General features: G+C 67.5%; 24 protein-coding genes and 2 pseudogenes. 20 read left to right on the top strand and 6 right to left on the bottom strand.

Annotated features, from left to right (window positions below):
• Positions 1-142: 142 nt before the first annotated feature.
• The 10 genes from sucC to lpdA all read left to right on the top strand — a co-directional run bounded on the left by sucC (position 143) and on the right by lpdA (position 10,509).
• Positions 143-1,336: an ADP-forming succinate--CoA ligase subunit beta gene (gene sucC / locus ACE2AC_RS18540; RefSeq protein WP_375689069.1), complete on the top strand. Its 1,194-nt coding sequence runs from the start codon at positions 143-145 to the stop codon at positions 1,334-1,336.
• A 4-nt stretch (positions 1,337-1,340) separates the two neighbouring features.
• Positions 1,341-2,222, top strand: coding sequence for a succinate--CoA ligase subunit alpha (gene sucD, locus ACE2AC_RS18535; RefSeq protein WP_375689067.1), 882 nt, complete (start codon positions 1,341-1,343; stop codon positions 2,220-2,222).
• A gap of 58 nt (positions 2,223-2,280) precedes the next feature.
• Entirely contained in the window at positions 2,281-2,811 is a 531-nt protein-coding gene (locus ACE2AC_RS18530) for a DUF805 domain-containing protein (RefSeq protein ID WP_375689065.1), read from the top strand.
• Positions 2,808-5,768 (top strand): 2-oxoglutarate dehydrogenase E1 component, encoded by a 2,961-nt coding sequence (locus tag ACE2AC_RS18525; protein WP_375689063.1) that lies wholly within the window; start codon positions 2,808-2,810, stop codon positions 5,766-5,768. The genes ACE2AC_RS18530 and ACE2AC_RS18525 overlap by 4 nt, the downstream gene beginning before the upstream one ends.
• A gap of 4 nt (positions 5,769-5,772) precedes the next feature.
• On the top strand, positions 5,773-7,314 hold the full coding sequence (gene odhB, locus ACE2AC_RS18520; protein WP_375689061.1) for a 2-oxoglutarate dehydrogenase complex dihydrolipoyllysine-residue succinyltransferase: 1,542 nt from the start codon (positions 5,773-5,775) through the stop codon (positions 7,312-7,314).
• 255 nt (positions 7,315-7,569) lie between these two features.
• Complete coding sequence (locus tag ACE2AC_RS18515) at positions 7,570-7,956, top strand: MAPEG family protein (RefSeq protein ID WP_375689059.1); 387 nt, start codon at positions 7,570-7,572, stop codon at positions 7,954-7,956.
• A gap of 10 nt (positions 7,957-7,966) precedes the next feature.
• Positions 7,967-8,236 (top strand): hypothetical protein, encoded by a 270-nt coding sequence (locus ACE2AC_RS18510; RefSeq protein ID WP_375689057.1) that lies wholly within the window; start codon positions 7,967-7,969, stop codon positions 8,234-8,236.
• Positions 8,233-8,622, top strand: a complete 390-nt coding sequence (locus ACE2AC_RS18505; protein ID WP_375689056.1) for an MAPEG family protein — start codon at positions 8,233-8,235, stop codon at positions 8,620-8,622. The genes ACE2AC_RS18510 and ACE2AC_RS18505 overlap by 4 nt, the downstream gene beginning before the upstream one ends.
• A 15-nt stretch (positions 8,623-8,637) precedes the next feature.
• Entirely contained in the window at positions 8,638-9,027 is a 390-nt protein-coding gene (locus ACE2AC_RS18500) for an MAPEG family protein (RefSeq protein ID WP_375689054.1), read from the top strand.
• Between the two features lie 93 nt (positions 9,028-9,120).
• Complete coding sequence (gene lpdA, locus ACE2AC_RS18495) at positions 9,121-10,509, top strand: dihydrolipoyl dehydrogenase (protein WP_375689052.1); 1,389 nt, start codon at positions 9,121-9,123, stop codon at positions 10,507-10,509.
• 335 nt (positions 10,510-10,844) lie between these two features.
• On the opposite strand, the gene ACE2AC_RS18490 is transcribed toward lpdA, so the two are convergent.
• Positions 10,845-11,840 (bottom strand): polyprenyl synthetase family protein, encoded by a 996-nt coding sequence (locus ACE2AC_RS18490; protein ID WP_375689050.1) that lies wholly within the window; start codon positions 11,838-11,840, stop codon positions 10,845-10,847.
• 64 nt (positions 11,841-11,904) lie between these two features.
• Here ACE2AC_RS18490 and ACE2AC_RS18485 point away from each other — a divergent pair.
• From ACE2AC_RS18485 to ACE2AC_RS18475, 3 genes and pseudogenes are all read left to right on the top strand, one after another.
• Positions 11,905-12,119 (top strand): annotated as a pseudogene (locus tag ACE2AC_RS18485) (DUF2007 domain-containing protein).
• On the top strand, positions 12,112-12,873 hold the full coding sequence (locus ACE2AC_RS18480) for a tRNA1(Val) (adenine(37)-N6)-methyltransferase (RefSeq protein ID WP_375689048.1): 762 nt from the start codon (positions 12,112-12,114) through the stop codon (positions 12,871-12,873). The pseudogene ACE2AC_RS18485 and the gene ACE2AC_RS18480 overlap by 8 nt, the downstream one beginning before the upstream one ends.
• A gap of 103 nt (positions 12,874-12,976) precedes the next feature.
• On the top strand, positions 12,977-13,138 hold the full coding sequence (locus tag ACE2AC_RS18475) for a YdcH family protein (RefSeq protein ID WP_375689046.1): 162 nt from the start codon (positions 12,977-12,979) through the stop codon (positions 13,136-13,138).
• Positions 13,139-13,163: 25 nt separating this feature from the next.
• On the opposite strand, the gene ACE2AC_RS18470 is transcribed toward ACE2AC_RS18475, so the two are convergent.
• The 4 genes from ACE2AC_RS18470 to ACE2AC_RS18455 form a co-directional block, all read right to left on the bottom strand.
• On the bottom strand, positions 13,164-14,048 hold the full coding sequence (locus ACE2AC_RS18470; protein WP_375689044.1) for a DMT family transporter: 885 nt from the start codon (positions 14,046-14,048) through the stop codon (positions 13,164-13,166).
• Positions 14,049-14,139: 91 nt separating this feature from the next.
• Positions 14,140-14,865: an acetoacetyl-CoA reductase gene (gene phbB, locus ACE2AC_RS18465; protein ID WP_375689042.1), complete on the bottom strand. Its 726-nt coding sequence runs from the start codon at positions 14,863-14,865 to the stop codon at positions 14,140-14,142.
• A gap of 182 nt (positions 14,866-15,047) precedes the next feature.
• Positions 15,048-16,223: an acetyl-CoA C-acetyltransferase gene (locus ACE2AC_RS18460; RefSeq protein ID WP_375689040.1), complete on the bottom strand. Its 1,176-nt coding sequence runs from the start codon at positions 16,221-16,223 to the stop codon at positions 15,048-15,050.
• A 187-nt stretch (positions 16,224-16,410) separates the two neighbouring features.
• A complete protein-coding gene (locus ACE2AC_RS18455; RefSeq protein ID WP_375689038.1) occupies positions 16,411-17,250 on the bottom strand; it encodes an EAL domain-containing protein in 840 nt (279 codons plus the stop codon).
• Between the two features lie 100 nt (positions 17,251-17,350).
• Here ACE2AC_RS18455 and ACE2AC_RS18450 point away from each other — a divergent pair, with 100 nt between their 5' ends.
• Positions 17,351-17,932: a DNA-3-methyladenine glycosylase I gene (locus ACE2AC_RS18450; RefSeq protein WP_375689036.1), complete on the top strand. Its 582-nt coding sequence runs from the start codon at positions 17,351-17,353 to the stop codon at positions 17,930-17,932.
• Positions 17,933-17,948: 16 nt separating this feature from the next.
• Here ACE2AC_RS18450 and ACE2AC_RS18445 read toward each other — a convergent pair whose 3' ends face one another.
• Positions 17,949-18,515 carry a TlpA family protein disulfide reductase gene (locus ACE2AC_RS18445; RefSeq protein WP_375689034.1) on the bottom strand — a complete coding sequence of 189 codons (567 nt, stop codon included), beginning with the start codon at positions 18,513-18,515 and terminating at the stop codon, positions 17,949-17,951.
• 21 nt (positions 18,516-18,536) lie between these two features.
• Between ACE2AC_RS18445 and argH the strand changes: the two genes are divergently transcribed.
• The 6 genes and pseudogenes from argH (at position 18,537) to ACE2AC_RS18415 (ending at position 25,436) form a co-directional block, all read left to right on the top strand.
• A complete protein-coding gene (gene argH, locus ACE2AC_RS18440) occupies positions 18,537-19,928 on the top strand; it encodes an argininosuccinate lyase (protein WP_375689032.1) in 1,392 nt (463 codons plus the stop codon).
• Positions 19,925-20,077, top strand: a complete 153-nt coding sequence (locus ACE2AC_RS18435) for a hypothetical protein (protein WP_375689030.1) — start codon at positions 19,925-19,927, stop codon at positions 20,075-20,077. The genes argH and ACE2AC_RS18435 overlap by 4 nt, the downstream gene beginning before the upstream one ends.
• On the top strand, positions 20,077-20,391 hold the full coding sequence (locus tag ACE2AC_RS18430; RefSeq protein ID WP_375689028.1) for a DUF2834 domain-containing protein: 315 nt from the start codon (positions 20,077-20,079) through the stop codon (positions 20,389-20,391). Before ACE2AC_RS18435 ends, ACE2AC_RS18430 begins: the two co-directional genes overlap by 1 nt.
• Before the next feature lie 119 nt (positions 20,392-20,510).
• A complete protein-coding gene (locus tag ACE2AC_RS18425) occupies positions 20,511-21,395 on the top strand; it encodes a hypothetical protein (RefSeq protein WP_375689027.1) in 885 nt (294 codons plus the stop codon).
• Between the two features lie 68 nt (positions 21,396-21,463).
• Positions 21,464-22,728, top strand: a pseudogene (gene lysA, locus ACE2AC_RS18420) (diaminopimelate decarboxylase).
• 50 nt (positions 22,729-22,778) lie between these two features.
• A complete protein-coding gene (locus ACE2AC_RS18415) occupies positions 22,779-25,436 on the top strand; it encodes a TIGR02302 family protein (RefSeq protein ID WP_375689025.1) in 2,658 nt (885 codons plus the stop codon).
• Positions 25,437-25,453 lie beyond the last annotated feature (17 nt).

Raw genomic sequence — 25,453 nt, 5'->3', positions numbered from 1 at the left:
AGTTTGTGATCACACGTTTTCAGCCTGTGATCACAAAACGCAGAAAATCGGCGGAAATCCTCAAACCGCTGCAAAAAAACATTCATCCCACGGCAAGGTGGTGGCATTACGCCTGAAGCACCAGCAACGAAGGACGGATTTCATGAACATCCATGAATATCAGGCCAAGGCTCTTCTGCGCGATTACGGCTGCCCGGTTTCGGACGGCCGCATCGTGCTGAAGGCGGAGGAGGCCAAGACCGCGGCGGGCGAGCTTGACGGACCGCTCTGGGTCGTCAAGGCGCAGATCCACGCCGGCGGCCGCGGCAAGGGCAAGTTCAAGGAAGCCGACGCAGGCGACAAGGGCGGTGTCCGCCTTGCCAAGTCGGTCGAGGAAGCTGCCGAGGAAGCCAAGAAGATGCTCGGCCGCACGCTGGTCACGCACCAGACCGGCCCGGCAGGCAAACAGGTCAACCGCATCTACATCGAGGACGGCTCCGACATCGAGCGCGAGCTCTACCTCGCCCTGCTCGTCGACCGCCAGACCTCGCGCATCTCCTTCGTCTGCTCGACCGAGGGCGGCATGGACATCGAAGAGGTCGCTGCCTCCACCCCCGACAAGATCCTCAGCTTCTCCGTCGATCCGGCCACCGGCTACCAGCCGTTCCACGGCCGCCGCATCGCGTTCATGCTGGGTCTCGAGGGCAAGCAGGTCAAAGCCTGCGTCGACCTGATGGGCAAGCTCTACAAGGCCTTCACCGAGAAGGACATGGAGATGCTCGAGATCAACCCGCTGATCACGCTCAAGGACGGCAGCCTCAAACTGCTCGATGCCAAGCTCGGCTTCGACGGCAACGCGCTCTACCGCCACTCCGACATCCAGGCGCTGCGGGACGAGACCGAGGAAGACCCCAAGGAACTCGCCGCCTCCAAGTACGACCTGAACTACATCGCCCTGGATGGCGAGATCGGCTGCATGGTGAACGGCGCGGGCCTGGCCATGGCGACGATGGACATCATCAAGCTCTACGGCGCCGAGCCTGCCAACTTCCTCGACGTGGGCGGCGGCGCGACCAAGGACAAGGTCACCGAAGCCTTCAAGATCATCACCTCTGACCCGAACGTGAAGGGCATCCTGGTGAACATCTTCGGCGGCATCATGCGCTGCGACGTCATCGCCGAGGGCGTGATCGCCGCGGTGAAGGAAGTCGGCCTGAAGGTTCCGCTGGTCGTCCGTCTGGAAGGCACCAATGTCGAGAAGGGCAAGGAGATCATCGCGAACTCCGGCCTGAACGTCATTGCCGCCGACAACCTCTCCGACGGCGCCGAGAAAATCGTGAAAGCAGTGAAAGGCTAAGGCAATGGCAGTTCTCGTTGACGAAAACACCAAGGTCATCTGCCAGGGTCTCACCGGCTCGCAGGGCACCTTCCACACCGAACAGGCAATCGCCTACGGCACCAAGATGGTCGGCGGCGTGACCCCCGGTAAGGGCGGCACCACGCACCTCGACCTGCCGGTCTACAACTCGGTCCACGAGGCGATGCATGTCACCGGCGCCAACGCGTCCGTGATCTATGTCCCGCCGCCGTTCGCCGCCGACTCGATCCTCGAGGCGATCGATGCCGAGATGCCGCTGATCGTCTGCATCACCGAGGGGATCCCGGTCCTCGACATGATGAAGGTGAAGGCCGCGCTCCAGGGCTCCAAGTCGCGCCTGATCGGGCCGAACTGCCCGGGTGTCATCACCCCCGGCGCCTGCAAGATCGGCATCATGCCCGGCCACATCCACAAGCGTGGCTCGGTCGGCGTCGTGTCCCGTTCGGGCACCCTGACCTACGAAGCCGTCAAGCAGACCACCGACGCGGGCCTCGGCCAGTCCTCGGCCGTCGGCATCGGCGGTGACCCGATCAAGGGCACCGAGCACCTCGAAGTGCTGGAAATGTTCCTCGCCGACCCCGAGACCCAGTCGATCATCATGATCGGCGAGATCGGTGGCCAGGCCGAGGAAGACGCGGCGCAGTTCCTCAAGGACGAAGCCAAGCGTGGCCGGTCGAAACCGACCGCGGGCTTCATCGCCGGCCGCACGGCGCCTCCGGGCCGCCGCATGGGCCACGCGGGCGCCATCGTCGCCGGCGGCAAGGGCGGCGCCGAGGACAAGATCGAGGCGATGAAATCCGCCGGCATCGTCGTCGCCGACAGCCCCGCAGGCCTCGGCGAGGCCGTGCTGAAGGCCATCGGCTAAGCAAACCGGGACCGGGCAATCGCGCCCGGTCCCTCCCCCGCCACCGGAACGCACTGGCATGACCTTCACCGACGCCATCAAGACCTGCTTCCGCAAGTACGTGACGTTCTCGGGCCGTGCCGCACGGTCCGAATACTGGTGGTTCTTCCTGTTCATCATCCTCGGCAACATCGTCGCCGGGATCCTCGACGGCATCCTTTTCGGCACCGGCAGCGTCGCGGTCACCGACACCTCGGTCCAGGCCGAGACCAGCGGCCCGATCTCGGCTCTGTTCGGGCTGGCGACCTTCCTGCCGCTGCTCGCCGCCGGCTGGCGGCGGATGCACGACACCGGGCGCTCCGGCCTCTACGTGCTCTACCCCGCCATCGTCTTCGTCGGCATCGGCCTCTTCGTCAGCCTGATGGGCGGCTTCGCCACGCTCTCGGGCGGCGACATCACCGGCCTCTTCGGCAGCGTCTTCGGCATCATCCTGATGATTGCCCTGATCGTCTTGCTGCTTTCGCCGCTCATCGTGCTCTGGTGGCTCACCCGCCCGTCGCAACCCGGCTCCAACGAATGGGGCCCCAACCCTAACGAGGTCTCGTCATGACCGAGCAATCGTCCAACGACCTGTTCCACGCCTCCAGCTTCATGCAGGGGCACAACGCGGAATACCTGGAACAGCTCTACGCCCAGTACGCCAACGACCCGGCGTCGGTGGATGCCTCCTGGGCCGAATTCTTCCGGTCGCTCGGCGACGACGACCGCGCGGTGAAGGCCGAGGCGGCCGGCGCCTCTTGGTCGCGGCCCGACTGGCCGCCGCAGCCCAGCGACGACCTGACCGCCGCGCTCGACGGCATGTGGCCCGCGCCCGCCGAAGCCAAGGGGGCCGGCGACAAGATCAAGGCGAAGGCGGCCGAGAAGGGCGTCGAGGTCAGCGACGACGCGGTCAAGCGCGCGGTGCTGGATTCCGTCCGCGCCATCATGCTGATCCGCGCCTACCGGATCCGCGGCCACCTGGCCGCCGACCTCGACCCGCTGGGGATGCGGGACGAAAGCGCCCACCCCGAGCTCGACCCGAAGAGCTACGGCTTCGAGGATGCCGACCTCGACCGGCCGATCTTCCTCGACAACGTGCTGGGTCTGGAAATCGCGCCCATGCGCCAGATCGTCGAGATCGTGAAGCGCACCTACTGCGGCACCTTCGCGCTGCAGTACATGCACATCTCGAACCCCGAGGAAGCCGGCTGGCTCAAGGAACGGATCGAGGGCTTCGGCAAGGAGATCAAGTTCACCCGCGAAGGCCGCCGGGCGATCCTGAACAAGCTGGTCGAGGCCGAGGGCTTCGAGAAGTTCCTGCACGTCAAGTACATGGGCACCAAGCGCTTCGGCCTCGATGGCGGCGAGGCGCTGATCCCCGCGATGGAACAGATCATCAAGCGCGGCGGCTCGCTCGGCGCGAAGGAGATCGTCATCGGCATGCCGCACCGCGGTCGCCTGTCGGTGCTGGCCAACGTGATGGGCAAGCCCTACCGCGCGATCTTCAACGAATTCCAGGGCGGCAGCTTCAAGCCCGAGGATGTCGACGGCTCCGGCGACGTGAAGTACCACCTCGGCGCCTCGTCCGACCGTGAATTCGACGGCAACACCGTGCACCTATCGCTGACCGCCAACCCCTCGCACCTCGAGGCGGTGAACCCGGTGGTGCTGGGCAAGGCGCGGGCCAAGCAGGCGCAGCTGAACGACCATGACCGCACCGGCGTGATCCCCGTGCTGCTGCACGGCGACGCGGCCTTTGCCGGCCAGGGCGTCGTGGCGGAATGCTTCGGCCTCTCGGGCCTCGTCGGGCACCGCACCGGCGGCACGATCCACATCGTGGTGAACAACCAGATCGGCTTCACCACCGCGCCGCACTTCAGCCGGTCCTCGCCCTACCCGACCGACATCGCCCTGATGGTCGAGGCGCCGATCTTCCACGTGAACGGCGACGATCCCGAGGCCGTGGTGCATGCCGCCAAGGTCGCGACCGAGTTCCGCCAGAAGTTCCACAAGGACGTGGTGATCGACATCTTCTGCTACCGCCGCTTCGGTCACAACGAAGGCGACGAGCCGATGTTCACCAACCCGATCATGTACAAGAACATCAAGGGTCACCGCACGACCCTGAGCCTGTACACCGATCGCCTAGTCAAGGACGGTCTGATCCCCGAGGGCGAGATCGAGGACATGAAGGCCGCCTTCCAGGCCCACCTGAACGAAGAGTTCGAGGCCGGCAAGGACTACAAGCCCAACAAGGCCGACTGGCTGGACGGCAAGTGGTCCCACCTGGAACGCGAGAAGGAAGACTACCAGCGCGGGGAGACCGCGGTTTCGGAAGAGACCTTCAAGGAGATCGGCCAGGCGCTGACCTCCGCCCCCGACGGCTACCCGATGCACAAGACGGTGGAACGCCTGCTCGAAGCCAAGCGGCAGATGTTCGAGACGGGCGAAGGCTTCGACTGGGCGACGGGTGAGGCGCTGGCCTTCGGCTCGCTCCTGACCGAAGGCTACCCGGTCCGCCTCGCCGGGCAGGACTCCACCCGCGGCACGTTCAGCCAGCGCCACTCGGCCCTGATCAACCAGGAGACCGAGGAGCGGTATTACCCGCTGAACAACATCCGCAACGGCCAGGCCCGTTACGAGGTCATCGACTCGATGCTCTCGGAATACGCGGTGCTGGGCTTCGAATACGGCTACTCGCTGGCCGAACCGAACGCCCTCACCCTGTGGGAGGCGCAGTTCGGCGACTTCGCCAACGGCGCGCAGATCATGTTCGACCAGTTCATCAGCTCGGGTGAATCGAAATGGCTGCGGATGTCGGGCCTGGTGATGCTCCTGCCGCACGGCTACGAGGGCCAGGGCCCGGAACACTCCTCGGCGCGGCTCGAACGCTTCCTGCAGATGTGCGGCCAGGACAACTGGATCGTCGCCAACTGCTCGACGCCGGCGAACTACTTCCACATCCTGCGCCGGCAGCTGCACCGCAGCTTCCGCAAGCCGCTGGTGCTGATGACGCCGAAGTCGCTGCTCCGCCACAAGCTGGCGGTCAGCAAGGCGCACGAGTTCACCACCGGCTCAAGCTTCCACCGCGTTCTCTGGGACGATGCGGAGCTGGGCACCTCGACCACCAAGCTGGCCAAGGACGACAAGATCAAGCGCGTCGTCATGTGCTCGGGCAAGGTCTACTACGACCTGCTCGAGGAACGTGACGCCCGCGGCATCGACGACGTCTACCTGCTGCGGATCGAGCAGTTCTATCCCTTCCCGGCGATCAGCCTCGTGAAGGAACTGGAACGCTTCCCCAAGGCCGAGATGATCTGGTGCCAGGAAGAGCCGAAGAACCAGGGCGCCTGGAGCTTCATCGAACCGAACATTGAATGGGTGCTTGGCCGGATCGGCGCCAAGCACGGGCGGCCGCGCTACGTCGGCCGTGTCGCCACCGCTTCGCCCGCCACGGGGCTTGCCGCGCAGCACAAGGCGCAACAGGCAGCCCTCGTGGACGAGGCTCTGACCATCGAAGGGAACTAAACGCATGACCACCGAAATTCGCGTCCCCACCCTGGGCGAAAGCGTCACCGAGGCCACCGTCGCCACCTGGTTCAAGAAACCCGGCGACAAGGTCGCGGTGGACGAGATGCTGTGCGAGCTTGAAACCGACAAGGTGACGGTCGAGGTCCCCTCGCCCGCCGCCGGCACCCTGGCCGACATCGTCGCCGCCGAGGGCGAGACCGTGGGCGTCGACGCGCTCCTCGGCAACATCTCCGAGGAAGGCAATGCCGGCCCCGAAGAGGTCAAGCCGCGGTCCGAAGCAGAGGACGGCAAGAAGGCCGAGGCCAAGGAAGCCGCCTCGGGCGGCGGTGAGAGCATCGACGTGATGGTCCCCACCCTGGGCGAAAGCGTCACCGAGGCCACCGTCGCCACCTGGTTCAAGAAGGAAGGCGACAGCGTCGAGGCGGACGAGATGCTCTGCGAGCTCGAGACCGACAAGGTCTCGGTCGAGGTGCCGGCCCCCGCCGCGGGCGTGCTGGGCAAGATCCTCAAGGGCGAAGGCGAAACGGTCGAGGCCGGCGGCAAGCTGGCGGTGATGACCTCGGGCGCCGGTGGTGCCGCCGCCGCGCCCAAGTCCGACGCCCCTGCCGAAGCGGCCCCCGCCGCGACCGGCAAGAGCAGCGGCCGCTCCGACGTCGAAGACGCCCCCTCGGCCAAGAAGGCGATGGCCGAGGCCGGCATCAGCCGCGATCAGGTCACCGGCTCGGGCCGGGACGGCCGGGTGATGAAGGACGACGTGGCCAAGGCGATCGCCGCCGCCGCATCGGCCCCCGCCGCCTCCGAGGCCAAGGCCGCGCCGCGGGCTCCGGTCCCGGCCGACGATGCCGCGCGCGAGGAACGGGTCAAGATGACCCGCCTGCGCCAGACCATCGCCCGCCGCCTGAAGGACGCGCAGAACACCGCCGCCATGCTCACCACCTACAACGAGGTGGACATGACCGAGGTGATGGCGCTCCGGAACCAGTACAAGGACGAGTTCGAGAAGAAGCACGGCGTCCGCATGGGCTTCATGTCGTTCTTCACAAAGGCCTGCTGCCACGCGCTCAAGGAAGTCCCCGAGGTGAACGCCGAGATCGACGGCACCGACGTGGTCTACAAGAACTTCGTGCACATGGGCATCGCCGCGGGCACGCCGCAGGGCCTCGTCGTTCCGGTCATCCGTGACGCCGACGCCATGTCCTTTGCCGAGATCGAGAAGGCGATCGCCGAAAAGGGCCGCCGCGCCCGGGACGGCAAGCTCTCGATGGCGGAAATGCAGGGCGGCACCTTCACCATCTCGAACGGTGGCGTCTACGGCTCGCTGATGTCCTCGCCGATCCTGAACCCCCCGCAGTCGGGCATCCTCGGCATGCACAAGATCCAGGACCGCGCGATGGTCATCAACGGCGAGATCAAGATCCGCCCGATGATGTACCTGGCGCTCAGCTACGACCACCGGATCGTCGACGGCAAGGGCGCCGTGACCTTCCTCGTCCGCGTGAAAGAGGCGCTCGAGGATCCGCGTCGCCTGCTGATGGACCTGTAAGGCGCGGTGCGTGACAAGCACGCACCCTACGGGTTTCGTGCGCTGCGGTCCGGCACGCATGTTGCCGACGTAGGGCACGTGCTTCCCGCGTAGGGTGCGTGGTTCCGGCCCCCGGCCGGGTTCACGCACCGAACGACACCGCCGATGCCCCCCACCGGGGCCTCGGCCACCTCCCCCTCCGCCACGGCGGACACACACGACGAAATCGCCTATCATCATGGATTACCTGACCTTCCCACGCGAAAGGACATCCCCATGACCACCCTGACCGGCATCCTCGCCCTCTACGGCCTCGTCGTGATGATCACCATCCTCGTGCAGGTTCTCGCCGCCGCGCAGAAGCTGGAACTGACCCAGCTCGTCGGCAACCGCGACAGCCTGCCCACGCTCACCGGCCTCGCCGGGCGGATGGACCGGGCGCAGATGAACTCCGTCATCGCCATGGCGCTCTTCGCCCCGGCCGTGCTGATCCTCGAGATGCGGGGCGACATCCCGACGCTCGCCGTCACGCTGGCCTGGATCTTCCTGATCGCCCGCATTGCCTACGTGATCGTCTTCGCCCTCGGCCTGCCATGGATCCGGACCGCTGTCTGGCTCGTTGGGTTCGCAATGACCTTCTGGCTCTACCTGCTTGCGATCTGAGGATACCCCCATGGCCAACCAGCTTCTCTGCCAACTCGACAGCACCGACCCCGACACGCTCGTCTCTGCCCTGATGGCGGATTCCGAGGACCAGTCCAACGCCGGCCTCTCGCGCCTGCAGATGTGGCGCGACGCCGACCAGGCGGGCCGGGTCTGGATCCTCTTCGACGTGCATGACCGCGCCAAGGCCGAGGACTGGCTGCAGCGCGCCGTGGCCGACACCCACGGCCGCCGCGCCGGGGTGACGTCGAGCGCCGCCCATTTCCTGAGGACCGCATGACCCCGGAACTTGCCGCCCTCGCCGCCTGCGCCCTGATCCACGTCGCCCTCGTCGTCCTGTCGCAGCAGCGGCTGAACCGCGACGTGGGCACCCGTCTCAACGCCTCGCCGCGCGACGACCTGCCCGACCTGGCACAGGACACCCAGCGGCTGCGCCGGGCACTGGCCAACCATGTCGAGAACATCGGCCTCTTCATCTCGGCCGTGGTGATCGTCCAGCTGGCCGGGCAGAACAGCTGGTTCACCGCCGCCTGCGCCTGGGTCTACGTCGCCGCCCGGACGCTCTACATCCCCGCCTACCTCTACGGCTGGGCGCCGGGCCGGTCCTACATCTACATGGTCGGCCTGCTGGCGACCCTCGCGATGATCGTCGCCGCCTTCTTCTGAGGACCCCGCCGCCGCATGACCCCCGAACTGATCGCCCTCGCCCTCGCCGCCCTACTGCAGATCGTGCAGATCGCGCTCTACTCGGTCGCGGGTCAGGTGCAGGTCGGCACGCGCACGGCGCTGAAACCGCGTGACCAGGCGATCGAGCTGTCGGGCAAGGCGGGCCGGATCAAGCGCGCCATGGACAACCACTTCGAGGGGCTGATCCTCTTTGCCATCGCCGTACTGGTGCTGGCGGTGGCCGACGTCTCCAGCCCGCTGACCGTCCTCTGCGCCTGGACCTACTTGGCCGCCCGCATCCTCTACATCCCCGCCTACATCTTCGGCTGGGTGCCCTGGCGCTCGCTGATCTGGATGGTCGGATTGCTGGCCACCGCGGTCCTGCTGCTCTATGCCGTGCTGTGAGGGTCCGATGGCGGCACCGACAAAAACACCGACGCAATACCGACGTAATACCGACGCGATACCGACGTCGGAAACCGACCCAAGGAGAAGCAAATGGCATCCTATGATGTGATCGTGATCGGCTCCGGCCCCGGCGGCTATGTCGCCGCCATCCGCTGCGCGCAGCTCGGCCTCAAGACCGCCTGCGTCGAGGGCCGCGAGACGCTCGGCGGCACCTGCCTGAACGTGGGCTGCATCCCCTCCAAGGCGCTGCTGCACGCGACCCACGAACTGCACGAGGCCGAGCACAACTTTGCCACCATGGGCCTCAAGGGCAAGGCGCCCACGGTCGACTGGCCGGTGATGCAGGACTACAAGCAGGACGTGGTGAACCAGAACACCAAGGGCATCGAATTCCTGTTCAAAAAGAACAAGATCGACTGGCTCAAGGGCTGGGGCTCCATCCCCGAGGCCGGCAAGGTCAAGGTCGGGGACGAGGTCCACGAGGCCAAGAACATCATCGTCGCGACCGGCTCCGTCCCGTCCTCGCTGCCGGGTGTCGAGATCGACGAAAAGGTCGTCGTGACCTCCACCGGCGCGCTGTCGCTGCCGAAGATTCCCAAGAAGATGGTCGTCATCGGCGCCGGGGTCATCGGCCTTGAAATGGGCTCGGTCTACGCTCGTCTGGGCACCGAGGTGACGGTGGTCGAATTCCTCGATCAGATCACCCCCGGCATGGACCCCGAGGTCCAGCGCACGCTGCAGCGCATCCTCAAGAAACAGGGGATGGAGTTCATCATGGGCGCCGCCGTGCAGAAAGTCGACGCCCTGAAAACAAAGGCAAAAGTCAGCTACAAGCTGCGCAAGGACGACAGCGAGGCCGAGATCGAGGCCGACGTCGTCCTGGTCGCCACGGGCCGCAAGGCCTACACCGACGGGCTGGGCCTGGCCGACCTCGGCGTCAAGATGACCGACCGCGGCGTGATCGAGACCGACGACCACTGGTTGACATCTGTCAACGGCATCTACGCCATCGGCGACGCCGTGAAGGGCCCGATGCTGGCCCACAAGGCCGAGGACGAAGGCATGGCCTGCGCCGAGGTGATCGCGGGCAAGCATGGCCATGTGAACTACGGCGTGATCCCCGGCGTGATCTACACCTGGCCCGAGGTCGCCAGCGTCGGCGAAACCGAGGACACGCTGAAGAAGGCCGGCCGCGCCTACAAGGTCGGCAAGTTCTCATTCATGGGCAACGCGCGGGCCAAGGCGGTCTTTGCCGGCGACGGCTTCGTCAAGATCCTCGCCGACAAGGAAACCGACCGCGTGCTTGGCGCCCACATCATCGGGCCCGGCGCGGGCGACCTGATCCACGAGGTCTGCGTGACGATGGAATACGGCGGCTCGGCCGAGGACCTGGCGCTGACCTGCCACGCGCACCCGACCTTCTCCGAGGCCGTGCGCGAGGCCGCTCTGGCCTGCGGCGACGGCGCGATCCACGCGTAAGCGGTTTCGACCTCGCAGGAAAAGAACGCCCGCTCCGGTTCGGAGCGGGCGTTTTGCTTGCACCGGCAATGGCAGAGTGAATCCCCACCCCGCGCCCGGACGTGCCCCGGTAGGGTGCGTGCTCGCCACGCACCTTCCACCCGACGACGACCGGATGCGGACGCGGACGCCCCGCGCACCATCCCTTCAATCATTCGAAAACATCGACCGCCCGCAACGGTCACACGCTAGCATCGCTTGCGACGGGACTGGCGGGACACCCCCACCCTTACCGGCACCACCGCCGCACACGCCTCGTAGGGTGCGTGCTCGCCACGCACCGGCCACCCGCGCCACTACCGAAGCCGCGCCACCACGTAATCCGCGAGGTCCGACAGCATCGACTTCACCGGGTGATCCGGCACCACGGACAGGCTGTCGCGCGCCCGCGCGGCCCAGTCGAACGCCGCGGCCCGGGTGGCGTCCAGCGCCCCGTGCTTCGCCAGCAGCGCCAGCGCCTGCTCCAGGTCGCCGTCCTCCTGCTTGCCACGTTCGATCGTGCGCACCCAGAACGCGCGCTCGGTCTCGTCGGCCGCCGCCACCGCCTTGATCAGCGGCAGCGTCAGCTTCCGCTCGCGGAAGTCGTCACCGACGTTCTTGCCTGTCGCGCCGCTGTCGCCTTCGTAGTCCAGCAGGTCGTCCGCCATCTGGAACGCGATGCCGAGCGCGTCGCCGTAGTCGCGCAGCGCGGTCACCACCTCGGGCGCGGCACCGGCGATCTCGGCGCCGGATTCGGTCGCCGCGGCAAAGAGCGCGGCGGTCTTGCCACGCACGATCTGGACATAGGTGTCCTCGGTCGTCGCCAGGTCCTGCGCCGCGGTCAACTGCAGCACCTCGCCCTCGGCAATGGTGGCCGAGGCATCGGCAAGGATGTTCAGCACCTTGAGGTTCCCGGGCTCGACCATCAGCTGGAACGCCCGCGCGAACAGGTAGTCGCCGACCAGCACCGAGGACTTGTTGTCCCACAGCAGGTTCGCCGTCGGCCGCCCGCGCCGCTGGTTGCTCTCGTCCACCACGTCGTCGTGCAGCAGCGTGGCGGTATGGATGAACTCGACCGTCGCGGCCAGCCGAACGTGGTCCTGCCCGCGGTACCCGCACAGCCGCGCGGCCGCCAGGACCAGCAGCGGCCGCAGCCGCTTGCCGCCGGCCTCGACCAGGTGCGCGGTCACTTCCGGAATGCGCGGCGCGTGGCGCGAGGCCATGCGTTCGCGGATCACCGCGTTCACCGCCGCCATCTCGTCTGCCAGATGGGCGGCCAGTGCATCATGCGGTTTGGTGGCAATCTGGTCCATGACTTCCCCTTCGCGCCGGAAACCCACCTCGACAATCGCTGAGGTCTGCCCCACTTTCCCCGACATGAAACAGCTCCTCCGCAGCACCGACCCGACCGTGATCGCCTTTGCCCGTGCCCTGCTTCAGGGGGAGGATATAGACTGCTTCGAAATGGACGTAAACATGAGCGTACTCGAGGGCAGCATCGGGATCTTCCCCGGCGCCTGATGGTCCGCGACGCGGATTTCGAGGCGGCGCGCATCGCGCTGAACGACAACGGGATCGACACCGATGGATGAGCCCGCGCTGACGCGCGACGGCTACCTGTCGGGGCGGCTCTTCCTGCACCAGCCGCGGCGCGGCTACCGTGCGGGGGTCGACCCTGTGCTGCTGGCCGCCAGCGTGCCTGCGCGCGCGGGTGACAGCGTGCTCGACCTCGGCTGCGGGGTCGGGGCTGCGGCGCTTTGCCTCGGGGTGCGGGTGCCGGGGCTGACGCTGGCAGGGCTTGAGCGGCAGGCCGAGCACGCCGACCTCGCCCGCCGCAACGCGTCCGAGGCCGGGCTGGCGATGGAGGTCTTCACCGGCGACCTCACGATGATGCCGCCCGCGCTGCGCCAGCTGAGATTCTCCCACGTGATCGCCAACCCGCCCTATTTCCGGCGCGATGCCTCCCTCGCCGGTCCAGACCCCGCGCGAGAGGCCGCCTACGGCGAGGAAACGCCGCTGTCGGAATGGGTCGCCGCCGCCGCACGGCGGGTCGCACCGGGCGGCACGGTGACCTTCATCCACCGCGCCGAACGCCTGCCCGAGCTGATGGGCGCCTTCGCCGACCGGCTGGGTTCTTTGGAACTCAAACCACTTCTGCCCCGGCGCGGACGCGAGTCTCAGCTGATCCTGCTGCGCGGCCGCAAGGGCGGGCGCGCGCCGTTCCGGCTGCACCCCGGCCTCGTCGTGCACGCGGGCGACAGCTACGGCGGCCGCGCCGACTATACCGAGACGGCCGAGGCGATTCTCCGCCACGGTGCCGTTCTCGACTTCAACACTTCCGTTTAATCGGCTGGTAACAGCCGTTCTTTCAGACTGCGCGTGTGCGGCGTGACAGAATTGTAAAACTGTGGTCCAATTTCCGCATGGTCATCATCGAGAGGAGACGTTTATGAGCTTGAGTTCCCACATCGCAGAACTGAAGAAGAAACACCAAAGTCTCTCGGCCGCCGTGGATGAAGCGCAGCGGTCGCCCGGTTGCTCGGACCAGGAACTGAAGCAGCTGAAGAAGGAAAAGCTTCGGCTGAAGGAAGAAATCACTCGATTGAGTTAAGACCGCCCGGGAAGGGTTGCGCGGTTCAAGGGGACTGATCCTTGGCCCGGAAGCTGGCGCGCGCGGCCAAGGCTGCGCCGCCGGTGATCAAGAGCGCCGCGCCCGCCAGGCGCCAGCTTGGCGGCGCGATCCCGGCAAGGACGAGGATGAGCGTCGACAGCAGCGGCGCGGCATAGCTCGCCACGCCCAGAAGCTGGATGTCCCCCCGCTTCACCCCGTGATCCCAGACATAGAACGCCAGCCCCACCGGCCCGAGGCCCAGGCCCAGGATCGCCGCCCAGGTCAGCGCGTCGGCAGGCCAGACCGTCGTCTCGAACGCCAGGTGCAGCGGCAGCGACAGGACAGCGGTGGCCAGGCAGAAGACGACCACGCTTTCGGTCGGCATTTCCCCCAGGCGGCGCGAGATGACCGAATAGCCCGACCATGTCAGCGCACAGGCCAGCGCCAGCGCATAGCCCGGCAGGGCCGCGCTGTCGAACCCGGCGCCTGCCCCCACGATCAGCGCCGCGCCGAGGAATCCCGCGAAGGCGCCGACAAGGTGCCCGGCGCCCAGCCGTTCCCCGGGCAGCAGGCCCGAGAAGAGCACGATCAGCAAAGGCCAGAGATAGGCGATCAGCCCCGCCTCGGCCGGTGGCGCCAGGCGCAGGGCCGCGAAGTAGAGCGCGTGGTAGCCGAAAAGGCCCGCCGTCCCGAAGAGGTAGACCCGCAGCGGCGCCTGCCGCAGCCGGTGCGCGCCGCCGGTGGCAATCAGCCAGGCCACCCCGAGCGCCCCGCCGATGGCAAAGCACATCGCGTTCAGCTGCAGGGGCGGCACCGGCGCGCTGCCCACGGTGAAGAGCGCCAGCAGCGCCCAGAGCAGGACGGCGGTGAAACCGATGAGGGTGGCGCGGGTGCGGGCGGGATTGTCCATGACCACGGGGCATGGCGAGGCCCGCGCAAAAGGTCAAGACGCGGGCGAAGGGCCGGCCCCGCCCGGGACCGGCCCGATGCGTTTTCCGGGCCTATCCGGCCAGGTACTGGGCGCCGTTCGCCGTGATGGTCGACCCGGTGACAAAGCCCGAATCCTCGGAGGCGAGGAAGACGACGCAGCGCGCGATCTCTTCGGGCTCGCCCAGGCGGCCGACCGGGATCTGGCCGATGATCGCCTCGCGCACCTTCTCGGGCACCGCCATGACCATGTCGGTGGCGATGTAGCCCGGGCAGATCGCGTTGGCGGTGATGCCGGCGCGTGCGCCTTCCTGCGCCAGCGACTTGATGATGCCCAGGTCACCCGCCTTGGTCGCGGCATAGTTCACCTGGCCGAACTGGCCCTTCTGCCCGTTGATCGAGGAGATCACGATCACCCGGCCGAACTTGCGCTCGCGCATGCCGGGCCAGACCGGATGGACGGTGTTGAAGACGCCGGTGAGGTTGGTGTCGACCACCTCGTGCCACTGCTCGGGCGTCATCTTGTGGAATGGCGCGTCGCGGGTGATGCCCGCGTTGGCGACGACCACGTCAATCGGCCCCAGCTCGGCCTCGACCTTTTCCAGCCCCGCCTTGCTCTCGGCATAGTCGGCGACGTTCCACTTGTAGGTCTGGATGCCGGTTTCCTCGGTGAATTTCTTCGCCGCCTCGTCATTGCCGGCATAGGTCGCGGCGACGTTGTAGCCGGCCTCCTTCAGCGCTTTTGAAATCGCCGCGCCAATCCCGCGCGAGCCACCCGTAACGACAGCCGTTCTGGCCATGAATCACTCCTCCTGGTCGTCAATTCCCTTGGTAACTCTGTTACTGACACAAACGCACATGCGCAACATTGTTGCGCGGTCAAATTTTCAGCACGGCCGCGGAGTTAAGGGATATCGCGCTTAAATCTTTGGCGTGCCATGAAAAAGGCGCCCGAAGGCGCCTTTCCCGGAAGCGATCGCCCTCAGGCGCGCTCGATGCACATGGCGACGCCCATGCCGCCGCCGATACAGAGCGTGGCAAGGCCCTTCTTGGCGTCCCGGCGCTGCATCTCGAACAGCAGCGTGTTCAGGATCCGGGCGCCGGAGGCGCCGATCGGGTGGCCGATGGCGATGGCGCCGCCGTTCACGTTCACGATCGACGGGTCCCAGCCCATGTCCTTGTTCACGGCGCAGGCCTGCGCGGCAAAGGCTTCGTTCGCCTCGACCAGGTCCAGATCGCCGACCTTCCAGCCCGCCTTTTCCAGCGCCTTGCGGCTGGCATAGATCGGGCCCACGCCCATGATCGACGGGTCGAGCCCCACGGTCGCGTAGGAAACGATCCGCGCCATCGGCTCGATCCCGCGCTTCTCGGCGGCATCGGCCGACATCAGCAGCACGCCGGCCGCGCCGTCGTTCAGGCCGCTTGCGTTGGCCGCGGTGACGGTCCCGTCCTTGGTGAAGGCGGGCTTGAGCTTCTGCATCGCGTCGATGGTCGCGCCGTGGCGGATGTATTCGTCCTTGTCGACCACGATGTCGCCCTTGCGGGTCTTGATGGTGAAGGGGATCACCTCGTCGTCGAACTTGCCGGCCTTCTGCGCGGCCTCGGCCTTGTTCTGGCTGGCGACGGCGAACTCGTCCTGCATGTCGCGGCTGATCTGCCACTTCTCGGCGACGTTCTCGGCGGTCTGGCCCATGTGGTAGCCGTTGAAGGCATCCCAGAGGCCGTCGCGGATCATCGAGTCGATGTACTTCACGTCGCCCATCTTGTGGCCTGCCCGCAGGTGCGCGACGTGGGGGCTGAGCGTCATGTTCTCCTGCCCGCCCGCGGCCACGACATCGGCATCGCCAAGCATGATGTGCTGTGCGCCAAGCGCCACGGCGCGCAGGCCCGAGCCGCAGACCTGGTTGATGCCCCAGGCCGCGCTTTCGATCGGCAGGCCCGCGTTCACATGTGCCTGGCGCGCCGGATTCTGGCCCTGGCCGCCGGTCAGCACCTGGCCGAGGATGGTTTCCGAGACGTCGGATTTGTCGATGCCCGCGCGCGTCACCAGCGCATCCAGCACGGCCGAGCCGAGGTCATGGGCCGGGGTGTTCGCGAACGCCCCCGAGAACGAGCCGACCGCGGTGCGGGCGGCCGAGGCGATGACGACGTTGGTCATATGTGTTCCTCCACCAGGTCAGGCCGGGGCGCCCGATGCCCGAGTCGCGGGCGGCACTCCCGGCGTCGTTCCGTTGGATAGAGGAAATAGCGTAGCGTCACAATGGCCACGGCGCCGCAGCGCAGCAGATCGCAGGTCCGTCAGCGGCCGCCCTGGCAGCGGCCCCGCGCTTCGCCCGGCCGATGGCTCAGGCCCGGCGCAGGTCCTCGGGCTGCATCCAGGGCGGCTGCAGGGTCGGGGCGGCGTAGTAGTAGCCCTGCAGGCAGTCCAGCCCGTTCTCGGTCAGCCATCGGGCGTCATCCTCGCGCTCGACCGCCTCGGCCACGGTGAACATGTCGAACTGTTCCGCGATCATGCAGATCGCGCGGGTGACGACCTGGTTGTCCGGATCCCGCGCGATCCCCCGGATGAAGGCCGCGTCGATCTTGAGCATGTCGAACTGGAACTGCCGCAGGTGGCGCAGGCAGGTGTGCCCGGCGCCGAAATCGTCGAGCGCAAAACTGATCCCCTCGCGCGCGAGGTCGGACATGAAGGTGGTCACGATCTCGGGCAGTTGCATCGCCGAGCGTTCGGTGAGTTCCAGCACCAGCCGTTCGCCCACCGTCGGATGCCGCATCAGCCCGGTGCGCAGTGCTGTCATCCAGGGCGGATAGCCGATCGAGCGTGCCGAGAGGTTGATCGACAGGCGGATGTCGGGCTGGTCCGCCAGGCACTGCAGGCCGAGCCGCAGGGCGATGGTGTCGATCTCGCGCCCCAGTGGCAGGGCCTCGACCGCGCCGATGAAATCACGGGCCGGGATCACCCGGCCGGAGGGGTCGAAAATCCGGATCAGACCCTCGTAAAACGCGATGCGGTCCGGCCGCTTCGCCTGCACGATGGGCTGGTAGGCCAGCGCCAGCCGGCCATCGCGAACCGCGGCGCGCACCAGGTCCACCGCGTCGCCTTCGCGCATGCCGACCGCCATGCTCAGCGGGTCGCCCGGGTCGATCGCCGCCGGGGGCCTGTCGCTCTTCGGTCTGTCCGTCATCGTCTCCTCCACCGTGCGCGCCCCGCTTTGCCATTGCCTTCGGACCGGGGTCGATGGCAGGATGAGATCAAAACGTGAACAAAATCCTAAGGAGGGCCGGATGACGGACCGCTGCTCCTGGGCGGGGCCCGACCCGCTCTACCTCGCCTACCACGACACCGAATGGGGCGTGCCGGAACACGACGGCCGCGCGCTCTGGGAAAAGCTGGTGCTCGACGGGTTCCAGGCGGGGCTGAGCTGGATCACCATCCTGCGCAAGCGCGACAACTTCCGCGCGGCCTTCGCCGGTTTCGACCCGGCCGAGATTGCCACCTGGGGCGAGCCCGAGGTCCAGCGCCTTCTGGCCGATCCCGGCATCATCCGCCACCGCGGCAAGATCGAGGCGACGATCACCAACGCCCGCGCCTACCTCGAGATCGAGGCGCGGGGCGGGTTCGGCCCGTTCCTATGGCGCTACGTGGATGGGCAGCCGCTGCAACCGCGATACGCGACGCAGGCCGAGGTGCCACCGGAAACGCCCCTGTCGGCGCAGGTCTCAAAGGATCTCAAGAAGGCCGGGTTCCGCTTCTGCGGCCCGACCATCGTCTATGCCTTCATGGAGGCCTGCGGGCTGGTCAACGACCACGTCACCACCTGCCACTGCCACGACCGCATCGCGGCGATGCCGGGCCCGGGGCTCTGACCGCGGCGGGGACGGATCAGGCGCCTTCGGCCGCGATCAGCCCCTGAACGATCCCGCGCGCCGCGTCCGAATGCCAGTCCGCCGGCCCGACCAGCCGCGCCAGTTCGCGCCCCTCGCGGTCGAGGATCAGCGTCACCGGCAGGCCGAAGACCCCGATTTGCCGGGCCAGCTCCGACCGCGGGTCGCGGTACTTGGGCAGGTTCTCAACTTCGATCTCGTCCAGGAACTTGTCGATCGCGGGCGGCGCGTTCGGCCCGGTGGCGAGCGTGACGACAGCGAAATCCTCGCCGCCGAACTCGGCCTCGAGGGCCGAGAGCGTCTCCATCTCTTCCCGGCAGGGGGCACACCAGACGGCCCAGAAGTTCAGCACGACATACTGCCCTCGGTATTGATCCAGGCCCGCCTTGCCCTCCGGCGTCTCGAACTGGGTCTCGGGCAGAGGCTTGGGGTCCGCATGCACGGCAAGCGCCTTCAGATCACCGCCCTTGGCCGCCTCGATCGCGTCCTGCAGCGGGCCGGCGAGGGCGGCGTTTGCACCGAGGATCAAGCCCGTATAAAGGAGCGCGGCAGACAGAAACTTCATGTGACCTCCGAAAGGTGCCCGATGAGCGACAAGACCTCGAACCAGATGTGGGGCGGCCGGTTCGCCGCCGGGCCGGACGCGATCATGGAGGCGATCAACGCCTCGATCGGCTTCGACCAGCGGCTCGCGGCGCAGGACATCGCGGGTTCGCGGGCCCACGCGGCGATGCTGGCCGCGCAGGGCATCATCAGCGATAGCGACGCCGAGGCGATCCGGGAAGGCCTCCTCACCATCTTGTCAGAAATCGAAGCCGGGACCTTCCAGTTCTCAACCGCGCTGGAAGACATCCACATGAACGTCGAGGCCCGCCTGAAAGAGGTCATCGGCGACCCGGCGGGCCGCCTGCACACCGGCCGGTCGCGCAACGACCAGGTGGCGACCGACTTCCGCCTCTGGGTGCGCGACCAGATCGACGCCGCCACCGGCGGGCTGAACGCACTGATCGCGGCCCTGCTGAGCCAGGCCGAACAGGGCGCCGACTGGGTGATGCCCGGCTTCACCCACCTGCAGACCGCGCAGCCCGTGACCTGGGGCCACCACATGATGGCCTATGTCGAGATGTTCTCGCGCGACCTGTCGCGTTTCACCGATGCGCGCGCGCGGATGAACGAAAGCCCGCTCGGCGCGGCCGCTCTGGCCGGCACCTCCTTCCCGATCGACCGCGAGATGACGGCCCAGGCGCTCGGCTTCGACCGGCCGATGGCGAACTCTCTCGACGCCGTCAGCGACCGCGACTTCGCGCTGGAATTCCTCTCCTGCGCGTCGATCTGCGCGATGCACCTCAGCCGCCTTGCCGAAGAGCTGGTGATCTGGTCCTCGGCCCAGTTCCGCTTTGTCACCCTGAGCGACCGCTTCTCGACCGGCTCGTCCATCATGCCGCAAAAGAAGAACCCCGACGCGGCCGAGCTGATCCGCGCCAAGGTCGGCCGGATCTTCGGCGCCAACGTCGCGCTGATGATGGTGATGAAGGGGCTGCCGCTGGCCTATTCCAAGGACATGCAAGAGGACAAGGAACAGGTCTTTGACGCGGCCGACAACCTGATGCTGGCGCTGGCCGCGATGACCGGCATGGTCAGCGACATGACAGCCAACCGCGACAACCTGCGCGCCGCCGCCTCGGCCGGATTTTCGACCGCGACCGACCTGGCCGACTGGCTGGTCCGCGCGCTCGGCCTGCCGTTCCGCGATGCCCACCACGTCACCGGCGCCCTCGTCGCGCTGGCCGAGAAGAAGGGCTGCGACCTGCCCGACCTATCGCTCTCCGAGCTGCAGTCCGGCCACCCGGACATCACGCAGGAGGTCTATTCCGTCCTCGGCGTCGACAATTCGGTTGCCAGCCGCATGTCCTATGGCGGAACCTCGGGCGAGCGGGTGCGCGAACAGGTCGCCCGCTGGAAGGAGCGCATGGCATGAAACCGATCGCCGCCATCCTGACCCTCGCCCTGCTCGCCGCCTGCGGCGTCGACGGTGCGCCGGTCCCGCCCACAAGGTCCAGCGCCACGCCGGCAAACGGCGTGACGATCTCGGGCGAGGCCCGCGTGGGCGTGGTCAAGACGTTCTGATGTCGCCCCTCCGGATGACCTACCTCGGCCTCGCGGTCTGGGGCGCGGTGCATCCGATGGCGTTTTTCCTGGCGTGGTTCCGGGACAATGGCTGGTCAATCGGCGGTATGGTCGAGGCCTGGCACGTGAACGCTGCGACCTCGGGGCTGGTCTGGGACCTAACCATCGCCGCCATCGCATTGACCGTCTGGATCCTGGCCGAGGTGCGGGTGCGGCGGAACTGGTCGGCGCTTGCCGCCATCCCCGCGACCTTCCTGATCGGGGTCAGCTGCGGCCTTCCGTTGTATTTATTCCTCAGAACCCGGCCGATCTGATCCGCCCGCTGCGCAATCGTTGACGTAACGGCAGTCGATAGCGGAGTCTTCAAAACAGAAACAGTTAAGTCCTTTTCATCATTGACGAAAGTCGATTCATGCCTGTTCGCGCCACGATTGTGTCCGCTGGACTGCTGCTGTCCTTCACCGTCGGGGCGCAGGCGCAATCGGCCGTGTCGAAATTCGATCGCAAGGCCCGCAACTGGTCGCGCGAGATCGCCGAGGCCCTGCCGCACAACCCCTTCGTCCGCGACGTGCCACCCGGCAACACGCCGGGGGCGACGCAGGGCAAGATGCTCTATTTCTCGGTCGCGGGGGTGCCGCGGGCGATCTTCCTCGATCTTGGCGACAACGGGCAGGTGCTGCGCTGCACCTTCCTCGACATTACCGCCGAGGGCGCGGCGCGGCGCTACCTCTACGACACCGATTGCGACGGGGTGGCGCCCAAGCTGCTCGAGGTCGACAATGATCCCGACGACGGCATCGACATCCCCGAGACCACCCGCCTGCCCTCGCCCGAGGCGCATTACACCGTCCTGCGCGATTTCTACATGATGTCGCGGCTGGCGCAGGTGCTGGTCAGCCACCGGGCCGAGCCGTCCTTTGCCCTGTCTCCCAGTGCGCAGGTGGTGCAGGAGAACGCGGCGCTGGAACGCCGGGTGCTCTACCACGCGATCCTCGGCATGGGGCGGCGCAACGGCGCGGTGCAGACCGAGGTCACCGGCGGGCAGAACGGCTATGGCCTGACGCTGTCGGCACGGCTGGACGGGAACCGGCTGGTGGACTGCCTGCTGAGCGCGGTGGACGCGGCAAGCGGCGAGCGGACGAACTACATGGATGCCGCCTGCGACGGCGCCTTCGAATGGGCCAGCGTCGGGGACGAGACCCGGTTCGACCAGGCGCAGGACTACGGCGGATCGACCGCCGAGATGATCCATTCGATCCTCAGCGAACTGCATGAGTTCGTGCAGATCTGGGGCCTGCCCGTCGCCCCCGACAATTAGGCCCTGCCGCCCCTTTCCCCGCCGGGATGCGCCCTGTATGTCTGGCGCCGCATCAATTCGGGGCCCCCATGGACCACTTTCTCTATCGCGACGGCATCCTGCATGCCGAGGATGTCCCCCTGCCTGAGATCGCGGCGGCGGTCGGCACGCCGTTCTACGTCTATTCCACGGCGACCCTGACCCGGCACTTCCGCCTGTTCGAGGAGGCGCTCGATGGGGTCCCGCACCTGGTGTGCTACGCGATGAAGGCGGCCTCGAACCAGGCCATCCTCAAGACGCTGGCCGCGCTTGGTGCCGGGATGGACGTGGTGTCGGGCGGCGAGTACGCCCGCGCCCGCGCCGCGGGCGTTCCGGGGGATCGAATCGTGTTCTCGGGCGTCGGCAAGACGCGGGAAGAGATGCGCGCCGCGCTCGAGGGCGGCATCCGTCAGTTCAACGTCGAATCCGAGCCCGAAATGCAGGCATTGAGCGAGGTTGCCGTCGCGCTCGGCAAGGTCGCGCCGATCGCCATCCGGGTGAACCCGGACGTCGACGCGAAGACCCACGCCAAGATCGCCACCGGCAAGTCCGAGAACAAGTTCGGCATCCCGATCAGCCGCGCCCGCGCGGTCTATGCCCAGGCCGCCGCGCTGCCGGGCCTGCAGGTGATGGGGATCGACGTGCACATCGGGTCGCAGCTCACCGACCTTGCCCCGTACCGCACGGCGTTCGAGAAGGTGGCCGAACTGACCGACACCCTGCGCGCCGACGGGCATGACATCACCCGCCTCGACCTGGGCGGCGGCCTGGGCATCCCCTACACCCAGGGCAACGAGGCACCGCCGCTGCCGCTGGATTACGGCAATCTCGTCAAGGAGATACTGGGCGACAAGGGCTGCGAGATCGAGATCGAGCCGGGTCGCCTCGTGGTTGGCAACGCGGGGCTCCTCGTGTCGTCGGTGATCTACGTGAAGTCCGGCGAGGACCGCGATTTCCTGATCCTCGATGCCGCGATGAACGACCTCCTGCGCCCGGCGATGTACGACGCGCACCACGACATCGTGCCGGTCGTCGAACCCGCCCCGGGGCGGACCGGCAGCCCTATGACGTCGTCGGCCCGGTCTGCGAATCCGGCGATACCTTTGCCAGGGGCCGCGCCCTTCCGGCGCTGGCAGATGGCGACCTGGTCGCTTTCCGCTCGGCCGGTGCCTACGGCGCGGCGATGGCCAGCGAATACAATTCCCGCCCGCTGGTTCCCGAAATCCTCGTGACCGGCGATCAATTCGCTGTCATCAGATCGCGACCATCCTTTGACGAGATGATCAGCCGCGATACCATCCCTTCATGGCTGTGAGGTAGAAGCGGCACGCAATGTTCCGCAGACCGACCGGCCCGGAAAGAGGCATGGCTGACCACACAGACAGCCCTTCGGGCGCTTCCCGGACCTTTCGCCCAGGCGATGACGCGCTGCTCCAGCGAGTGATGCGGCGCGTTCGGCTGCCGTTGACGCTGACCTGGATCGGCCTCTTCGCCGAGCAGGCAGTGCGCGCGTTCTGGCCGCTATGGTCGCTGGCGATCGCGGTGCTGGCGGTGCTGATGCTGGGCCTGCAGGACCATGCGTCGGTCGAAACCGTCTGGGGCGGATCGGTGCTGGTCGCCATCGCCGGGCTCTGGTGCCTGGTGCGCGGGGTGATGAAGTTCCGCTGGCCCTCGCGCGAAGACGCCTTCCAACGCCTCGACACCTCCCTCGTTGGCCGTCCGCTGACCGCCCTGCGCGATGCGCAGGCGCTTGGCGCGGACGATGCCGCCTCGGCCCGTCTCTGGGCCGCGCACCAGGCCCGCATGGCCAGCCGCGCCGAAACCGCGAAGGCGGTCGAGCCGGACCTGCGGGTGGCAAAGTTCGACCCCTTCGGCATGCGCTACGTTGCACTGTCGGCGCTCTGCATCGCGCTGCTCTTCGGGTCGTTCTGGCGGGTCGGATCGGTCGCCGGCATGGCGCCGGGCAGCGGCGTCACGGCCACCGGACCCAGCTGGGAAGGCTGGGTCGAGCCGCCGGCCTACACCGGGCTGCCGGTGATCTACCTCAACGACATCGACCCCGGCGACCTCTCGGTGGCCGAGGGCAGCCGCGTGACCCTGCGGCTCTACGGCGAACCGGGCGACCTTTCGGTGGCCGAGGACGTGTCAGGCCGGATCGGCGACCTGCCCGATCCGACCACGCCCAGCCAGGAGTTCACCGTCGCGCGCAACGGCTCGCTCACCATCGACGGGCCGAACGGGCGGGCCTGGGATTTCGTCATCATCCCCGACGCCCCGCCGACCATCGCCCTGTCCGGCGAACCTGACACCAACGTCGACGGCCGCATGACCCTGCCCTTCACCGCCACCGACGACTATGGCGTCGAGGGCGGCGAGGCGGTCATCACCCTCGACATGGAGGCGCTGGACCGCCGCTATGGCCTGGCCGCCGCACCCGAGGCACGCGAGCCGATCGTGCTGCCGCTGCCGGTGCCGATCTCGGGCGCGCGGACCGAGTTCGAGGAAAGCCTGATCGACGATTTCTCGGAACATCCCTGGGCCAACATGCCGGTGCGGATCGACCTGCACGCGCAGGACGCCGCCGGGCAAGAGGGCACCGCGCTCGACCAGCCGATCCGGCTGGCCGCGCGGCGGTTCTTCGACCCGCTGGCGGCCGGCATCATCGAGATGCGGCGCGACCTGCTCTGGACCCGCGACAACGGCAAACGGGTGGCGCAGGTGCTCAAGGCGATCACCTGGCAGCCCGAGGGTCTGTTCCGCAAGGACACGCATTACCTGCAGCTGCGCACCATCATGCGCCGGCTCGACGCCAACGTGACGCACGACACCTTCACTCCGGAAAAGCGGGACGAGATCGCGCAGGCGATGTGGGACCTCGCCCTCGAGATCGAGGAAGGCGACATCGACGACGCGATGGAGCGGATGCGCATGGCGCAGGAGCGTCTGAACGAGGCGATGAAGAACGGCGCCTCTCCGCAGGAGATCGCCCGCCTGATGCAGGACCTGCGCGACGCGACGCAGGACTACCTGCGCCAGCTGTCGCGCCAGGCGCAGCGGGACCAGGAACAGAACGGCACCGACCAGCCGCAGGGCCAGCAGCCGCAGGCCGGCATGCAGATGACGCAGGACGACCTGCAACGGATGATGGACCGCATCCAGGAGCTGATGGAACAGGGCCGCATGGCCGAGGCGCAGCAGGCGCTCGAAGAGCTCCAGCAGATGATGGAGAACATGCGCGTCACCCAGGGCCAGGGCGGCCAGGGCCAGTCGCCGGGCGACCAGGCGATGGAGGGCCTGTCCGAGACCCTGCGCAACCAACAGGGTCTGAGCGACGAGGCCTTCCGCGACCTGCAGGAACAGTACAATCCCGGCGCCAATTCCGGCCAGAGCCAGGGCAACACCGGCCGCAACGGCGGCCTGGGCCAGGGCCAGCAGCACGACGGTCAGGGCCAGATGGGCCAGAACGGTCAGCAACCCGGCGAGGGCCAGGGCCAGCCCGGCGGCCAGGCCGAGGGCGGATCGAACGGCGAACAGTCGCTGGCCGAGCGGCAGGACCAGCTGCGCCAGGAACTTGAGCGTCAGCGCGGCGCCCTGCCCAACCTCGGCGGCGAGGCCGGAGAGGCGGCGCGCGACGCGCTCGACCGGGCCGATCGCGCGATGCGGGGGGCCGAGGAGGCGCTGCGCAACGACGACTACGCCGGTGCCATCGACCGCCAGTCCGAGGCGATGGAGGCGCTCCGCGAAGGCATGCGCAACCTGGGCGAAGCGATGGCCGAGAACCAGCGCGAGATGCAGGGCGGACAGGGCGAGATGCAGGGCAACGTCGGTGGCGAACGCAACGACCCGCTGGGCCGCAACGCGGGCACCAACGGCCAGCTCGGCAACGACCGCAACATGCTCCAGGGCGAGGATGTCTATCGCCGGGCGCGCGAGTTGCTGGACGAGATCCGCCGCCGGTCAGGCGACGGCGAACGCCCCGAGATCGAGCTGGAATACCTGCGCCGGCTGATGGAACGGTTCTGACCGGTCCGCCGCGCCGC

It is taken from the genome of Pseudooceanicola sp. LIPI14-2-Ac024, from assembly GCF_042188925.1.
Taxonomy (GTDB): Bacteria; Pseudomonadota; Alphaproteobacteria; order Rhodobacterales; family Rhodobacteraceae; genus Pseudooceanicola.
This window is presented reverse-complemented; position numbering and strand designations above follow the sequence as displayed.

Coding starts and splice junctions, on each gene's coding strand:
- odhB (WP_375689061.1), top strand. CDS start 5,773: ATGACCACCGAAATTCGCGTCCCCACCCTGGGCGAAAGCGTCACCGAG.
- lpdA (WP_375689052.1), top strand. CDS start 9,121: ATGGCATCCTATGATGTGATCGTGATCGGCTCCGGCCCCGGCGGCTAT.
- ACE2AC_RS18505 (WP_375689056.1), top strand. CDS start 8,233: ATGACCCCGGAACTTGCCGCCCTCGCCGCCTGCGCCCTGATCCACGTC.
- ACE2AC_RS18480 (WP_375689048.1), top strand. CDS start 12,112: ATGGATGAGCCCGCGCTGACGCGCGACGGCTACCTGTCGGGGCGGCTC.
- ACE2AC_RS18530 (WP_375689065.1), top strand. CDS start 2,281: ATGACCTTCACCGACGCCATCAAGACCTGCTTCCGCAAGTACGTGACG.
- argH (WP_375689032.1), top strand. CDS start 18,537: ATGAGCGACAAGACCTCGAACCAGATGTGGGGCGGCCGGTTCGCCGCC.
- ACE2AC_RS18460 (WP_375689040.1), bottom strand. CDS start 16,223: ATGACCAACGTCGTCATCGCCTCGGCCGCCCGCACCGCGGTCGGCTCG.
- ACE2AC_RS18435 (WP_375689030.1), top strand. CDS start 19,925: ATGAAACCGATCGCCGCCATCCTGACCCTCGCCCTGCTCGCCGCCTGC.
- phbB (WP_375689042.1), bottom strand. CDS start 14,865: ATGGCCAGAACGGCTGTCGTTACGGGTGGCTCGCGCGGGATTGGCGCG.
- ACE2AC_RS18510 (WP_375689057.1), top strand. CDS start 7,967: ATGGCCAACCAGCTTCTCTGCCAACTCGACAGCACCGACCCCGACACG.
- ACE2AC_RS18490 (WP_375689050.1), bottom strand. CDS start 11,840: ATGGACCAGATTGCCACCAAACCGCATGATGCACTGGCCGCCCATCTG.
- ACE2AC_RS18515 (WP_375689059.1), top strand. CDS start 7,570: ATGACCACCCTGACCGGCATCCTCGCCCTCTACGGCCTCGTCGTGATG.
- sucD (WP_375689067.1), top strand. CDS start 1,341: ATGGCAGTTCTCGTTGACGAAAACACCAAGGTCATCTGCCAGGGTCTC.
- ACE2AC_RS18430 (WP_375689028.1), top strand. CDS start 20,077: ATGTCGCCCCTCCGGATGACCTACCTCGGCCTCGCGGTCTGGGGCGCG.
- ACE2AC_RS18455 (WP_375689038.1), bottom strand. CDS start 17,250: ATGACGGACAGACCGAAGAGCGACAGGCCCCCGGCGGCGATCGACCCG.
- ACE2AC_RS18500 (WP_375689054.1), top strand. CDS start 8,638: ATGACCCCCGAACTGATCGCCCTCGCCCTCGCCGCCCTACTGCAGATC.
- ACE2AC_RS18470 (WP_375689044.1), bottom strand. CDS start 14,048: ATGGACAATCCCGCCCGCACCCGCGCCACCCTCATCGGTTTCACCGCC.
- ACE2AC_RS18475 (WP_375689046.1), top strand. CDS start 12,977: ATGAGCTTGAGTTCCCACATCGCAGAACTGAAGAAGAAACACCAAAGT.
- ACE2AC_RS18415 (WP_375689025.1), top strand. CDS start 22,779: ATGGCTGACCACACAGACAGCCCTTCGGGCGCTTCCCGGACCTTTCGC.
- ACE2AC_RS18525 (WP_375689063.1), top strand. CDS start 2,808: ATGACCGAGCAATCGTCCAACGACCTGTTCCACGCCTCCAGCTTCATG.
- ACE2AC_RS18445 (WP_375689034.1), bottom strand. CDS start 18,515: ATGAAGTTTCTGTCTGCCGCGCTCCTTTATACGGGCTTGATCCTCGGT.
- sucC (WP_375689069.1), top strand. CDS start 143: ATGAACATCCATGAATATCAGGCCAAGGCTCTTCTGCGCGATTACGGC.
- ACE2AC_RS18450 (WP_375689036.1), top strand. CDS start 17,351: ATGACGGACCGCTGCTCCTGGGCGGGGCCCGACCCGCTCTACCTCGCC.